The organism is Oceanihabitans sp. 2_MG-2023, assembly GCF_030547245.1.
GTDB lineage: Bacteria > Bacteroidota > Bacteroidia > Flavobacteriales > Flavobacteriaceae > Oceanihabitans.
This window is the reverse complement of the sequence record NZ_JAUOQT010000001.1, coordinates 819,609-834,789: the sequence shown is the minus strand read 5'-3', so window position 1 is coordinate 834,789 and position 15,181 is coordinate 819,609. Positions and strand designations below refer to the sequence as shown.

The following is a 15,181-nucleotide window of genomic DNA, read 5'->3' as shown; positions in this document are numbered from 1 at the left end:
TTTATTTTTTTAAAGTGAAATAGAAAGTGCTACCTACATTTGGTTCGCTATCTAACCATATTTCTCCTTCATGTAAGTTGATAATTTTTTTAACAATAGATAAGCCAATTCCTGAGGAATCTTTGCTTTTCTTTAAAGAATGAAATATCTTAAATATTTTATCATGATATTTTTTCTCAATACCAATACCATTATCTTTAATAGAAAACTTATAATGACTTTTTAAGTCTTCTACATCTATTATAATACTTCCATGCTCTTTATCTATAAACTTAACAGAGTTACTAATTAAATTTTGAAATACTTGTTGAAGTTTCGTTCTATCCCCAATTATATTTGGTAATGTATTTAAACTTTTAATTTCTATATGATCTGGAATGTATAAAATCGATACTAATTCGTTTACTAAACTATTTAAATCGACTTCTGTTTTTAAGGAAGTCTCTGCGCCTACACTAGAATAATTTAAAACATCTGTAATAAGTTGTTCCATTTTCTCTAATGTAGTTTCTATAAGCCCTATGTTTTGTATACTTATATCGTCAAGTTTACCTTGATTGTCTTCTTTTAACCAACTAACTAGTGCATGTATGCTTCTTAATGGTGATTTTAGATCGTGGGATACAATATGTGCGTACTCTTGTAATTCGTCGTTACTTTTTTCTAGTTTACTTAATAATTTTTCTTTTTGAAATTCTAAGTTTTTAATTGCCGTAATGTCTAGATGTATACCAATAGAACCTATTACTTCTCCATCTATATTATAATTTGGTGCTCCACTTATTAATAAATACAGTATTTCACCTGCTTTATTTCTGGCTTTAATTTCATAGGAGCTAGATTCTCCTTTAAGACGTTTAACATTCTCTTTTAAAATAACATCAGAAGAGCCGTCTATTGCAAAAAGCTCTCTTGCATTTTTACCTAAAACTTCTTCCTGTTTAAATCCAGAAATTTTCTCAAAGCTTTGGTTTACCATTAATATTTCTTCATTATTATTTACTTCGACCAAACCTAAATTCATATTGGCAATAATGCTGTAATACTTTTGTTTTTGAGCTTCAAGGCTTTTTCTATAAGTTCTGTTTAAGGTGACATCTTTAAATGTCCATAAATAGCCTTTACTGGTATCACCTGTTATTATTGGAATATAGTTTCTCTCGAGTATTTTACCATCTAACATTTCTAGTTCGTCTCCTAAAACTGTTTTTTTATTTTCATCAATAACTCGCATTCTTTGCAAAAAGGAGTCTGGGTTTTTAAATAGCACTTTATTTTGTTCGGATGCAGCTTGGCAATCCATCCCTATTAGATCTGATGGTTTTGCTTCAATATTAAAAAGGTCACAAAATTTATTATTTGTAAGAACAATGCTACGGTTTTCGTCTTCTAATACGATACCACTATCTAGATTAACAACTAGTGATGCTAATCTATTTTCGGATGCTATTAATTTTTCTTCGGATGCTTTTTGGTCTGTTATATCTCTAACAATACCTTGTGCTGCAACGGGTTTTTTTTCTTTATCAAAAATTAAACTAGCATTTATATGTACCCATTTAACCTCTTTAGATTTAGTGTACACTCTAGCTTCGTAATTTTTAAAATAGGCTTTATTTTGCAGTTCCATAAAAGAAGATATTGCATATGGATAATCTTCTTTATAAATAAGATTTACAACGTTTATTTCTTCTCTACTAATATCGTAACCAAATAATTTAGTTGCTGCTTCATTAAATTTTATGATATTTCCTTGTAAATCCATAACAACATATGCATCTACAATATTTTCAAAAACACCTTGTAATTGTGAAGATTTCTCTTCTAGTAATTGCTCTAGTCGTTGTGATGTAAAGTATAATTCTCTTGATTTTTCTTCAAGAATTTTTTCGGCTGCTTTTCTTGCCGCTTTTTCTCTTTTTAAAGCACGTTGTAATATTTCTACTTGCTCTTGACTCATTAATTTTTATGAATAACAAATCGCACTTCTGTTCCGTCTTCTTTAATTTTTTCTAAATCTATTTTTGCAGTTGAACCAAAGTGTTCGAAAGTTTTGTTCATTAAACCTAAGCCAAAGTGATGCATAGCTCTGCTAGAAGTATATATCATTACTAAAGAGTTTTCTGTTTTTTCGACAACTTCAAAAGTTGGCAATTCTGCATCTGGATAAATTTTTCTAACTTCTACATGAATATGATTTTCTATAGATGAAATCATTTCAATTGGGTCTTTATATGTTTCTAAGAGTCCAGGATAACTTTTTTCAATTACACTGAAAAAGTGTTCGGCATATACCAATAACAAGTTGTCTATTGATATACCTGTGTTTTCGCTTAAATGCCCTAATAATTGTAACATTTCTGAAAAACTATATGTCCCTACGGCTGTATAAATGCCTTCAGATTCTAATGTAGAACTTGAGATAATATTATCGACCATTTCTAATCCAAATTTATCTTCTACTAATTCTAAAAACTCGGTAAAAACTATTCCTTTCATTTTTTTAAACTACTATTAACTCGTTGATACTCCAATATGCTAATAATTTTTCAATTTTACTAACATAATCCTCATATTTTAATGGCTTTAAAACATAACCAGCAACACCTATCTTATAACATTCTAATAAATCTTTTTGATTATTGGATGTTGTTAAAATTATGGTAGGAATATATTTTAATACATCATCTTTTTTTAAAATGCTTAAAAACTCGATGCCATTTATTTTTGGCATATTTAAATCTAATAAAATAACATCAGGTAAGTTATCTTTTTGCTCTAAAATTTCTAGTGCTTCTTCTCCATTATTTGCTTCAATAATTTTATGATCTAATTTTAATGTAGAAATCGTTCTATTCAATTTCATTATTTCAATCATGTCATCTTCAATAAGAAGTATTTTAAGTTTTTTTAACATTACGAGGGTCTTTTATTTAACACAACAAAGCTAGATTTAATAGGAGTTTTTATTTTTTATATTCGATTAGAACGATTTTAGTGTCGACCAATAACGTTTAAGTGTCGACCAATGGTTTTTTACAATACCTAAATCTATTTTTTATTAATAGAATAAAGTGTTGTTAATAGATTGTTTTGAGAATGTATTTTTAATTGTTTTAAATCTGTAAGAAACTCAAGGGGCATATTTTTTAATTGTTTGTCTTGTAAATTCATTTCTAAATGATTTATAAACTCTAAGTTTCTTATGTTTTTATTTAAAGCATATTTTTCCATCGTTTTTAAGCTATATTTTTCATCATCAATGTTAATTGGATATGTATTATTTTCGACTGTATTATTTTTTTCATTTTTAAATAACTTTCTACTTATTTTATTTAAAAATAATAAAGAGGGAACTTCTGTTTTTAACATGGTTTGTTTGGATTAACTGGTACAAAATTAACCGAAGACTAACCTGTTATATTAAATATTCTTTTAACAAACAATGTCTATAGATGGGCGGGAAGCAAGTGTCGACGAATGGTTTTATAAAACCATAAACACCTATATACAAACAACATAGCAAGAGATTTATTATAGCCGAGATAACAGAAAGTGTTTTAAATTTCACTTTACGCCATAAAAAAAGCCCTTACATTGCTGTAAAGGCTTTTACCCATTTGGCTCCTCTTCTAAGACTCGAACTTAGGACCCTCTGATTAACAGTCAGATGCTCTAACCAACTGAGCTAAAGAGGAGTGTCGTTTTCTTTTAAAGTCTTTTTTCTGACTTTTCGCTTTTGCTAAAACTATTATTTTTTTTAGAGAACTAACTCCTAAAAAAATGAGTTTATCACTTTTGCGAGTGCAAATATATATTATTTTTTAATTTCTACAAATACAAAATTAAAAATAATTAAAATTATTTTAACCACTCTTGAATCGCTTTAAATGCATCGTTTCCGTTTGCAAACAAAACCAAACCTATAAGAAGTACAAAACCAACTAATTGCGCGTACTCCATGAATTTATCTCCTGGTTTTCTTCCGGAAACAATTTCATATAATAAAAACATTACATGACCACCATCTAGTGCTGGAATTGGTAATAAATTTAATACACCTAACATGATAGACAAGAAAGCTGTCATTTTCCAAAATACTTGCCAGTTCCATTGTGCAGGAAACATTTGACCTATAGCAGCAAAACCTCCAATTTGTGATGCTCCCTTTTTAGTGAATATGTATTGAAATTGTGCTAAATAGTCTTTTATCTCCCAATAACCTTTACTAATACCTCCCGAAATACTTTCTCCTATGGCGTATTCTTTCTGGTTAATTTTAATAAAATCTGGATCCGTTCTGGTTACCGAAATACCAACCTTATTATCTTCGGTTGGTGTTATTGTAAATTCCTTTTCTTCATTATTACGTTCTACTAGTAAAACAATATCTTTTGTTGCACTATTTTTTAATTGATACGTGAAATCTGAAAAATAAGTAATCGGATTTCCATTAACTGCTACAATTTTATCTTCTGCCTTTAATCCCGCTTGTTCTGCTGGTAAACCTGGTTCTACTCCTTCTAATTTAAAAGGGGATCTTGGTTCGAAAGCTGGCAAATCTCCAGCTGCAAAAAGCTGTTTACCAATATCTTCTGGTATAGCAAGATCTTCCATAGCACCATTAGTATGTTCTACTTTTATGGTTTCAATATTTCTAAACATTAGATATTTACTAACATCTTCTGTTAAATCTTCAATTGGTTCCCCATCTACAGAAACAATTTTATCTCCTTGTTGAAAACCATAGTTCTCCATAGTTTTACTAACTCCGTAGCCATATTTTACATCATCTTTATTGATATAAACGGTTCCCCAAACAAATAGTATTACCATGTAAAGGAAGAATGCCAGTACAAAGTTCATAAAAACACCACCTAACATAATGATTAATCGTTGCCAGGTTGGCTTAGAGCGAAACTCCCATGGTTGTGGTGGTTTAGCCATTTGCTCTTTATCCATACTTTCATCTATCATTCCTGCTATTTTTACATAACCTCCAAGGGGCAACCAACCAATACCATATACGGTTTCGCCAATTTTTTTCTTGAATAATGAGAATTTAATATCGAAAAATAAGTAGAACTTTTCCACTTTGGTTTTAAATAGTTTTGCAGGAATAAAATGTCCTAGCTCATGTAAAACTACTAATATAGAAAGGCTCAAAAATAACTGAGCGGCTTTAATTATAAATACAGTCATGTATTGGGTTTTGTTTATAACGTGCAAAAGTACGTTTTTATACTAACTAAAAAAAGTGCAAAGATATATTGCTTAATCCTTTAACAGCCTTTTATGAAAAACACCTTGATTTGTGGAAAATTTTACAAAATGTACTCCAGAAGACAATGTTTCTGTAGCAATACTTTCCTGATAGCTAGACTCTAAAACCAATTTCCCTAATACGTCATAAATTTGAATCGTATTAACTATTAACCCTTCCGGTTTTGTAAAATTAATACTTGTTGTTGTTGGGTTTGGATACATGAATAACTGATTCTTTAAATAATAAGTATTGGTACTTAATGTTACCATATTATTTTTAGAAATTAGGTCTACATCTGGATCTAATAGAATTTCACTAATTTCAAAACTTACAGTTTCAACAAAAGTTTCTCCTTCATAAGTATTATTTAAAATGATATTTAATTCTTCCCCATTTGTTCCAATAATTCTTAACGGAATAGGTGCTTCAAAATAAGTCACAGAACTATGACTTTGGGTTTGATTTACTTCTAATTGAAGGCTATTTACATCTACCCAACTCGCATTAATTGTGTATGTTGGATATCCTTGATTGTATACCCAATCGTTAAAAAACTCGGTTAAATCTTCCCCACTAGCAGTTTCCATTTTAGAAATATAATCTGGAGTTTTCGCATAATCGAAAGCTAAATTAGTATCGCTTAAATAGTCTTGCATTCCTTGATAAAAATTAGCATCTCCAACTTTCTTTCTAAGCATGTGCAAAACCATGGATCCTTTATTGTAACTTAATCTACTATTAAAAATCCTACTAACACTTGTAGTGTCACTGTCTGTTAAATACACCGCTCCATCTGTTTGAGATGTTATAGAACTAACGCGTCCTTGTTTCCAACTAGTAAAGCTTGCTTCTCCGTCAAAATCTTCAATTACTAGTCCAGACAAATAGGTAGCAAAGCCTTCATTTAACCAAATATCTTTCCAGCTACCACAAGTAATTTTATCTCCAAACCATTGGTGGGCTAATTCGTGAGCTATTAAATTTCTACTAAAACTTCCCATAAAAGAAACGGTAGTATGTTCCATACCTCCTCCCCAACCAAATTGGGCGTGTCCATATTTTTCGGAAGCGTAAGGATATTCCTCAAATTTCTCAGAAAACAATTCCATAATATCTACAGTTACTTCTGTACTAGCTTGTGCCAATGTTAGACTTTCTGGATATACATAATTTACAATTTCGAAAGGATTCCCATTATTTGCAACCGTGTGAGAATAGACTTCATAATTAGTAGCTGCAATAGCAATTAAATACGCTGGAATAGGAAATTCATGCTTATAATGTGTCGTTTTATTAGTACCATTTACGGTTTGACTTTGTTCTACACCATTACTAACTGCAATATATTCTTCTCCTTGCGAATTAAATTGCGGCGTTGTAATATATACGTCTATACTTTCAATTTTATCATTTAAATCTTGTTTACAAGGCCACCACCCTTTAGCTCCATAAGGTTCCGATAATGTCCAAATTATTGGATCACTATTATGAGTGGTTTGAGCAAAAGAACCAAAACCAGAACTTATTGGGTTTCCAGAATAACTAATCTCTACAATCCCTGTTTGCCCAGTATTTAAGGTTTGCGCTAAGACTATTACAAGCTCATCGTCTGTATTTTGAGTAAATGACAGTGTATTTCCGTTTTGTAAAACTTGAGATACGATCATATTATCTGCTAAATCAAAAGTTACTTCTGTCATGTTTTCTTTAGCCATAAAATGTGTAGTTACAACTCCCGAAATACCTGTAATACTTGGGTCTATAGTAAATTCTAATTGATGATAAGTAACATCGTAATTCCCTGTATTTAAATTAACTCTTTGGTTATAAATTCTATTGGATGCAGATTTAGCTTCTGCTTCAACCAGAGTATTTAATTCGTCATCATAGGTTTGCCCAAAAGAAAAAATGGTAGATAATAATAGGATCAATAAAAAATAATTTTTCATTTCAATATCATTTTTAAACATTAAAGTTACAATATTTAGTTGTATTTAATGTAACCTTTATTACTAGCTCAAGATGAAATAAATTGTAATTTTGTATACAAACTTTTTTTTCATGCTTTCATTTTTTAAAGACTACAAATATTTTGCTATTGTTTTAGGGATTTTATCCATTATTATTATTTCTATTTTCTACAGTATTTTAAAAGTAGACAGAGTTCTCCCTGTCTATCAACCTGCTTTGGTTAATGCCGAATTAGTTGATAGCACAATTCAGTATAAAAAGAAATATCATAAAATAGCAGATTTTAGCCTTACTAATCAAAATGGAAAAACAATAACGCAGGAACATTATAAAGACAAAATTTACGTAGCCGACTTCTTTTTTACCACTTGCCAAACCATTTGTCCGTTAATGACAGATAACATGTATCAAATTCAAAAAGAGATTTTAAATGATGACGAAGTGATGTTGCTTTCACATTCGGTTACACCTAAAATAGATAGTGTTGCACAATTAAAACGTTACGCTTTAAAAAAAGGTGTAAATGATGAAAAATGGAACTTAGTAACTGGAGATAAAAAACAAATTTACGCGCTTGCAAGAAAAAGTTATCTAGCAGTTAAAGACGCAGGTGACGGAGGTCCTTTTGATATGGTACACACTGAAAACTTTATGCTTATTGACAAAAAGCGTCAAATTAGAGGCTTTTATGATGGCACAAAAACAGAAGATGTAGAACGTATTTTGGAAGACATTAAAACGTTAAAAAAAGAATATAAATAGTTTATTAAGCAACTATTTTTTTAGCAACTACTTTTATAGTACATTTGCTTCTTTAAAATCAATCTAAATAAGCTTGCAAATAACAATAGCACATCTTAAACGAGGAGAACAAGGTATTATAACGGATGTTTCATCTATACATATACCATTAAAACTTTTAGAAATGGGTTGTCTGCCTGGTAATACGGTAGAGCTTCTGCAGGTTGCTCCTTTTCAAGACCCAATGTATTTAAATATAAATGGAACACATTTAGCGATTAGAAAAGAAACTGCAAGTCATATATTAATCGAAAAAATTATCCATGAGTAAACAAATAAATGTTGCACTTATTGGAAACCCAAATACCGGAAAAACCTCCGTGTTTAATGCCCTTACTGGTTTAAACCAAAAAGTTGGAAACTATCCTGGAATTACGGTTGAAAAAAAAGAAGGTATTTGCAAACTACCTCGTGGTGTAAAAGCCCATATTATAGATTTACCTGGAACCTATAGTTTAAACGCTTCTTCTTTAGATGAGAATGTCGTTATAGAACTGCTTTTAAATAAAAACGATAAGGATTATCCAGATGTTGCGATTGTTGTAAGTGATGTTGAAAATTTAAAAAGAAACTTACTCCTTTTTACTCAAATAAAAGATTTAGAAATCCCTTGTATTCTAGTTATTAATATGTCTGACAGAATGAAATATAAAGGTATTTCGTTAGACATTGAATATTTAGAAGAACAACTAAAAACAAAAATAGCATTAATAAGCACGCGTAAAAGCGAAGGTATAGACTCCTTAAAAAAACTAATTACAGACTATAAAGATTTATCTGTTACCCCTTGTCTTCATGCTTCTGAAATTGACAAGGAATATTTTGATAGACTCCGTAATACTTTTCCAAACCAACTCTTATACAAACTTTGGCTAGTTATTACACAGGATGTAAATTTTGGAAAACTAGAAAGAAAAGAAATGGAAGCTATTTCTAGTTTTAAAACTAAATCTTCAAGCAACTTAAAAAAATTACAGCAAAAAGAAACCATAAAAAGATATCAGTTTATTAATAATGTTCTTAAAAAAGGACAAACTATAGACGCTAGTCAAGCTAAAGGTTTACGTGCAAAATTTGACAAAATATTAACCCATAAAGTTTGGGGTTATGTCATTTTTGCTTTCATTTTATTAACTATTTTTCAAGCTATTTATGACTGGTCTAGCATACCAATGGATTTAATAGATTCTGCTTTTGCTTCGTTAAGTGAATGGACAAAAAACGCATTACCTAAAGGTGCTTTTACCAATTTAATTGCCGAAGGAATAATTCCCGGGCTTGGTGGTGTTGTTATTTTTATTCCTCAAATTGCATTCTTATTTCTATTTATTGCCCTTTTAGAAGAAAGTGGCTACATGAGTCGTGTAGTCTTTTTAATGGACAGAATTATGAGACGCTTTGGCCTTAGCGGAAAAAGCGTTGTACCGTTAATTTCTGGTACCGCATGTGCAATTCCTGCAATTATGGCTACAAGAAATATTGAAAGCTGGAAAGAACGATTAATTACCATTTTAGTGACCCCTTTTACTACCTGCGCTGCTAGGCTTCCTGTATATTTAATTATTATTGCTTTAGTGATTCCCGAAGGTCGTTTTCTTGGTTTAAGCTACCAAGCGCTAACTTTAATGCTTTTGTATTTAATAGGATTTGGAACAGCAATTTTTTCTGCATATATTTTAAATAAAATACTAAAAATTAAGAACAAAAGTTTCTTTGTAGTAGAAATGCCAAACTATAAGCTTCCGCTGATTAAGAATGTTGCTTTAACGGTTTTAGAAAAAACAAAATCATTTGTATTTGGAGCTGGAAAAATAATTTTAGCAATCTCAATTATATTATGGTTTTTAGCTTCTTACGGACCAGGGAAAAACTTTAATAATGCCGAAGAAATTGTAAAAACAGAATATGCTTCGCAAAATTTATCTGAAGAAGAGTTAGACCAAAAAGTGGCTTCTCATAAACTAGAACACTCTTTTATTGGAATTACAGGAAGAGCTATTGAACCTGTTATTAGGCCTCTAGGTTACGATTGGAAAATAGGTATTGCTATTGTGAGTAGTTTTGCTGCTCGTGAAGTTTTTGTTGGCACATTAGCAACCATTTATAGTGTTGGTAGTGATGAGGAAGAAACCATTAAAAACAGAATGGCTAAAGAAGTCAACCCAATTACTGGCGGACCATTATTTACCTTAGCCTCGGGTATTTCACTACTTTTATTTTATGCTTTTGCCATGCAGTGTATGAGCACTTTAGCTATTGTTAAAAGAGAAACCAATTCTTGGAAATGGCCAACCTTACAATTAATAATAATGACCATTATTGCGTATATAGCAGCATTAATTGCTTATCAGTTTTTAAAGTAATCCTTTTTTTGTAAATTTAGAAGAAAGATTTCGACCAATTAATTATGAATACGATCATTCAAAATATACTAGCTTTTTCTTCTGTTTTACTTGCATTAGCATTTATTATTAAGAAGTTTTTTTATAAAAAGAAAGCTAAAAAAGCCTGCGGAACAGACGATTGCAGTTGTCATTAATTACTTACATCTAGTTGTACATAATAATCTTCTTTCAAAATTTTATTACTAGCAACAGGATATGGCATTACTTTAATACCCGAAATATTTAAAACATCTGAAGTAAATAAATTACCTATTTCATTATTAAAAGTACTTCTTGCATTAAAAACTAATTTCTTTTGTACCACTTTTTTATTGTGTTCATAAACATCTACCAAAATAATTACTTCTCCTTCCCAAATGCATTGAACCGCTTTAGGACAGCGAGAATCTTGAACTACTTCTACAAACTTTAAACGTATATCATTAACTTGTAAATCTTCACCAAAATTAAGTTTAGTCACAATTTTTGGCGGTATTACAGTATTTGTTTTTGTAGAATCTTGAGCAAAAAGAGCAGATGCAGCAAATAATAGAATAATAAATGATACGTACTTCATAGTGTAGTTATTAGTAGCTTATAATCCTAAATCGTGCCAAAATATTTTGTTTTCTTTTAAACCTTCTTTAAATATAAATTCTTAGCTACATTTTGAGAAACAACAATTTCTGTATTTTCTAATGCAATTTTTATAGAATTATCATAAGGCTCCCTATGTTTAATGGTTATTATTGTGCCTAAAGCAATTTTATTACTATCTAAATATTTTAAAAAACTAGAAGAATCATCATCTACTCCAACACATTTATATGTAGAACCAACTTCGGCTTTAGCTAGAATAATCTTTTCTATATGCTGAAAATTTCCTTCTTTATCAGGAATTGGATCTCCATGAGGATCATGCTTCGGAAATTCTAAAAAAGCATCTAACTGATTAATCAACTTCTCTGACTTAATGTGCTCTAAGTGTTCTGCAACTTCATGAACTTCATCCCAAGAAAAATTCAATTTTTCAACTAAAAAAACTTCCCAAAGTCGATGTTTCCTAATAATATTTACAGCTACAACCCTTCCCGCTTCTGTTAATGTGACTCCTTGGTATTTTTTATAATCTGCATAATTTTTTTCCGACAATTTTTTAATCATATCTGTAACCGAAGAAGCTTTAGTCTGCATGACTTCAGCTATAGCATTTGTATTTACGGATGTATCACCATTGCTTCCAAGATGATAAATTGCTTTTATATAATTTTCTTCTGTTAATGTAATCATAGTATTATTATCTCTTACAAATATAGAAAAGATATATTTCTTAAAATATTTTTAGACTAGTCTAAATTTTATTTTATATTTAATTAAAAATAATTCTACATGAAACTAATTTATTTCATAGTTATACTATTTTACGGTTCTACTATAGTTGCACAAAGCATTTATAATGTGGAAGGAAAAGTTATATCAAACGGAGAACCACTTCCATTTGCTAATATTTATATTGAAAACACCACAAAAGGAAGCACAACCGATGAAAATGGTCATTTTTTAATTAAAAATTTAGAGAAAGGAAACTATACAATAATAGCTTCATTTACTGGGTATAAAACACAAAAGAAAACGATTCATATTTCAGACAAAACTGTTTATATAAACTTCCATTTAAATGAAAATGACGATTTAGAAGAAATCATAATAACAGGCACATTAAAAGCAGTTTCTAGATTAGAGAGTCCTGTTCCTGTAGAAGTATATTCCCCAACATTTTTGAAAAAAAATCCAACACCAAATATTTTTGAAGCACTACAAAATGTAAATGGAGTTAGACCACAATTAAATTGTAATGTTTGTAATACTGGGGATATTCATATTAATGGCTTAGAAGGACCTTACACTCTAGTTTTAATTGATGGTATGCCAATTGTAAGTGGCCTGTCTACCGTTTATGGTTTGTCTGGAATTCCAAATTCATTAATAGAACAAATAGAAGTGGTTAAAGGACCGGCTTCCTCACTATATGGAAGCGAAGCTGTAGGCGGTTTAATTAATGTTATCACCAAATTACCTGAAAATGCGCCAAGATTCTTTGCAGATGGATTTGTTACAGGTTGGGGTGAAGTAAATATAGACGCTGGTTTTAAAGCAAATGTAGGTGAAAAAGCAACGGTTTTATTTGGTACTAATTATTTTAAATACGACAATCCTGTGGATAATAACAAAGATAATTTTACCGATCTAACATTACAAGATCGTATTTCTATTTTCCAAAAATGGGATTTTAAAAGAGCAAATAACAAAAAACTAGCTCTTGCTGGCCGTTACTTTTATGAAGATCGTTGGGGAGGAGAGCTACAATGGACTAAAGCAGATAGAGGAGGTAATGAAGTTTATGGTGAAAGTATTTATACCTCTCGATTTGAAATTTTAGGTAACTATGAATTACCCTTTAAAGAAAAAGTGAATTTTCAATTCTCCTATTCCGATCACGATCAAAACTCAGTGTATGGAGACACGCCTTATTTAGCGCAACAAAGTATTGGGTTTGGCCAATTTATTTGGGATAAAAAAATAAGTAAAAACGATCTGCTTTTTGGCGCAGCATTTCGCTACAATTATTATAATGATAATACCACAGCAACTCCAAATGCAGACAAAGTGACTATTCCATCTTTATTTGTTCAAGATGAAATAGCTTTTAACAAAAAACAAAGTTTGTTATTAGGTCTGCGTTTTGATTATGATACTAGACATGGTACTATTTTCACACCAAGAATCGCTTACAAATACAAACCAACAGATAGTGATATCATTCGGTTAAATGCTGGAACAGGCTTTAGAGTTGTTAATCTATTTACCGAAGAACATGCAGCACTTACTGGAGCAAGAGAGGTGATTATTAAAGAGGAACTAAATCCGGAAGAATCCTATAATGTTACACTTAATTATCTTAAAAAATTATACTTAAAAAACGGGATGTATTTTACTTTAGACACTTCTGCTTGGTATACCTATTTTACAAATGCTATCATTCCAGATTATGATACCAATCCAAATCAGATTATATATGACAATCTAGATGGTTATTCTACATCTAAAGGACTTAGTATCAATATAGATGCTGTTATAAAAAATGGAATAAAAGCGTCTATTGGCGCTACGTATCAAGAGGTTTCACAAACGAAAAATGGTGAGCGAATAGATCAAATACTCACAGAAAAATATTCTGGCGTATGGTCTTTTAGTTATAAAAACTACCCAACGAATCTTACTTTAGATTATACAGGTAACATTTATGGGCCAATGCGATTACCATTACTAGGAGATTTAGACCCAAGACAAGAATACTCTCCAACATGGAGCATACAAAACATTCAGCTTACTCATGATGGAATAGATAATTTAGAAATATATGGAGGTGTTAAAAATCTTTTAAACTGGACACCCAACAAAGGAAATCCGTTTGTAATAGCAAGAGCAAACGATCCTTTTGACGAAAATGTAGCATTTAACACTAATGGAGATGTCATTGCAACCACAGACAATCCATATGCACTAACCTTTGACCCATCGTATGTTTATGGTCCAAACCAAGGTATTCGATTGTTTTTTGGTGTAAGATATAAATTAAATTAATCGCTCATTTTTAGTACTTTCGCAATAAATATTTAGATATATGAAAAAAATAATGTTCTTCTTAGCCATTACTTTTAGTTTAACCGCTTGTAAAAAAGAGACTAAAGAAAACGGAAAACTCAACATAGTAACCACCACGACCATGATAACAGATCTGGTTAAAAATGTTGGCGGTGAATATGTAAACACGCAAGGTTTAATGGGTTCTGGAGTAGACCCACATTTATATAAAGCCAGTGAAGGTGATGTTACAAAACTAGTAAACGCAGATATTATTTTTTATAATGGTTTACATTTAGAAGGAAAACTAGTAGAAGTTTTTGAAAAAATGGGAAGTAAAACCAAAACCCCTATCGCTTTAGCGGAAGTTATTGATAAAAGCACCTTGATTGGTTCCGATTATTTTGCTTCTAATTACGACCCACACGTTTGGTTTAATATTGAATACTTTAAACAATTCACTAAAAAAGTAACTCAAGTGTTATCGGAAAAAGATCCTGCAAACAGCTTAAATTACAAAGAAAATGAAAAGCAATATCTAGCAAAATTAGAAACGCTAGAAACGAAGATTAAAGCAACAATTAAAACGCTTCCAAAAGAAAAAAGAATTCTAGTAACAGCGCATGATGCATTTAATTATTTCGGGAAAAATTATGATTTTGAAGTGGTTGGTTTGCAAGGGTTATCTACTGCAACAGAAGCTGGTGTTCAAGATGTACAAAAATTAGCTACATTTATAATAAATAAAAAAGTGAAGGCTGTTTTTGTAGAAAGCTCTGTACCTAAACGTACTATTGAAGCGCTACAAGCAGCTGTAAACTCTAAAAATCATGAAGTTGTTATTGGCGGAACACTGTATTCGGATGCCTTAGGAAATGATGGAACCGCAGAAGGAACTTACATTGGCATGTTTGAATATAATGTAAATACTATTGTAAATGCTTTAAAGTAAGTAGGCAGTATTGAGTAGCAATTTGCAGTGCGTACTTGGTTGAAAACAAATTATAATACTTAAAACAAAAATATAAATGGAACTTGAAATTCCGACACAGTCGGAAAACATCAAAATTCAGAAATAATGAGCGAAAGAACAAAGATGCGAAGCAAAGCTTCA

The 15,181-nt window shown here is 30.6% G+C and carries 14 protein-coding genes and 1 tRNA gene; 6 read left to right on the top strand and 9 right to left on the bottom strand.

Annotation, left to right across the window (positions count from 1 at the left end; translation table 11 throughout):
* Nucleotide 1 precedes the first annotated feature (1 nt).
* The 7 genes from Q4512_RS03645 to Q4512_RS03615 form a co-directional block, all read right to left on the bottom strand.
* Nucleotides 2-1,960, bottom strand: a complete 1,959-nt coding sequence (locus Q4512_RS03645; protein ID WP_303421693.1) for a PAS domain S-box protein — start codon at nucleotides 1,958-1,960, stop codon at nucleotides 2-4.
* Complete coding sequence (locus tag Q4512_RS03640; protein WP_303421691.1) at nucleotides 1,960-2,499, bottom strand: heme NO-binding domain-containing protein; 540 nt, start codon at nucleotides 2,497-2,499, stop codon at nucleotides 1,960-1,962. The genes Q4512_RS03645 and Q4512_RS03640 overlap by 1 nt, the downstream gene beginning before the upstream one ends.
* 4 nt (nucleotides 2,500-2,503) lie before the next feature.
* Entirely contained in the window at nucleotides 2,504-2,917 is a 414-nt protein-coding gene (locus tag Q4512_RS03635; protein ID WP_303421689.1) for a response regulator, read from the bottom strand.
* A gap of 134 nt (nucleotides 2,918-3,051) precedes the next feature.
* Complete coding sequence (locus tag Q4512_RS03630) at nucleotides 3,052-3,372, bottom strand: hypothetical protein (protein ID WP_303421687.1); 321 nt, start codon at nucleotides 3,370-3,372, stop codon at nucleotides 3,052-3,054.
* A gap of 249 nt (nucleotides 3,373-3,621) precedes the next feature.
* Nucleotides 3,622-3,698: transfer RNA gene (locus tag Q4512_RS03625), tRNA-Asn, on the bottom strand.
* A 163-nt stretch (nucleotides 3,699-3,861) separates the two neighbouring features.
* Nucleotides 3,862-5,202: an RIP metalloprotease RseP gene (gene rseP, locus Q4512_RS03620; protein ID WP_303421685.1), complete on the bottom strand. Its 1,341-nt coding sequence runs from the start codon at nucleotides 5,200-5,202 to the stop codon at nucleotides 3,862-3,864.
* A gap of 72 nt (nucleotides 5,203-5,274) precedes the next feature.
* A complete protein-coding gene (locus tag Q4512_RS03615; RefSeq protein WP_303421683.1) occupies nucleotides 5,275-7,215 on the bottom strand; it encodes a M1 family aminopeptidase in 1,941 nt (646 codons plus the stop codon).
* Between the two features lie 112 nt (nucleotides 7,216-7,327).
* Between Q4512_RS03615 and Q4512_RS03610 the strand changes: the two genes are divergently transcribed.
* The 4 genes from Q4512_RS03610 (at nucleotide 7,328) to Q4512_RS03595 (ending at nucleotide 10,577) form a co-directional block, all read left to right on the top strand.
* Nucleotides 7,328-7,999, top strand: a complete 672-nt coding sequence (locus Q4512_RS03610; RefSeq protein WP_303421682.1) for an SCO family protein — start codon at nucleotides 7,328-7,330, stop codon at nucleotides 7,997-7,999.
* A 73-nt stretch (nucleotides 8,000-8,072) separates the two neighbouring features.
* Nucleotides 8,073-8,309 carry a FeoA family protein gene (locus Q4512_RS03605; RefSeq protein ID WP_303421681.1) on the top strand — a complete coding sequence of 79 codons (237 nt, stop codon included), beginning with the start codon at nucleotides 8,073-8,075 and terminating at the stop codon, nucleotides 8,307-8,309.
* Nucleotides 8,302-10,401, top strand: a complete 2,100-nt coding sequence (gene feoB, locus Q4512_RS03600) for a ferrous iron transport protein B (RefSeq protein WP_303421680.1) — start codon at nucleotides 8,302-8,304, stop codon at nucleotides 10,399-10,401. Before Q4512_RS03605 ends, feoB begins: the two co-directional genes overlap by 8 nt.
* Before the next feature lie 44 nt (nucleotides 10,402-10,445).
* The gene (locus Q4512_RS03595) at nucleotides 10,446-10,577 is read left to right on the top strand and encodes a FeoB-associated Cys-rich membrane protein (RefSeq protein ID WP_303421679.1); all 132 of its coding nucleotides are present in this window, start codon (nucleotides 10,446-10,448) and stop codon (nucleotides 10,575-10,577) included.
* Here the strand turns inward: Q4512_RS03595 and Q4512_RS03590 are convergent.
* Both Q4512_RS03590 and Q4512_RS03585 read right to left on the bottom strand, forming a co-directional pair.
* Complete coding sequence (locus Q4512_RS03590; protein ID WP_303421678.1) at nucleotides 10,574-10,999, bottom strand: hypothetical protein; 426 nt, start codon at nucleotides 10,997-10,999, stop codon at nucleotides 10,574-10,576. The genes Q4512_RS03595 and Q4512_RS03590 overlap by 4 nt on opposite strands.
* 56 nt (nucleotides 11,000-11,055) lie before the next feature.
* Nucleotides 11,056-11,712: a metal-dependent transcriptional regulator gene (locus Q4512_RS03585; protein WP_303421676.1), complete on the bottom strand. Its 657-nt coding sequence runs from the start codon at nucleotides 11,710-11,712 to the stop codon at nucleotides 11,056-11,058.
* A 99-nt stretch (nucleotides 11,713-11,811) separates the two neighbouring features.
* Here Q4512_RS03585 and Q4512_RS03580 point away from each other — a divergent pair, with 99 nt between their 5' ends.
* Together Q4512_RS03580 and Q4512_RS03575 are read left to right on the top strand one after the other, a co-directional pair.
* Nucleotides 11,812-14,067: a TonB-dependent receptor gene (locus tag Q4512_RS03580; RefSeq protein WP_303421674.1), complete on the top strand. Its 2,256-nt coding sequence runs from the start codon at nucleotides 11,812-11,814 to the stop codon at nucleotides 14,065-14,067.
* A gap of 40 nt (nucleotides 14,068-14,107) precedes the next feature.
* A complete protein-coding gene (locus tag Q4512_RS03575; protein ID WP_303421672.1) occupies nucleotides 14,108-15,019 on the top strand; it encodes a metal ABC transporter solute-binding protein, Zn/Mn family in 912 nt (303 codons plus the stop codon).
* Nucleotides 15,020-15,181: the final 162 nt, after the last annotated feature.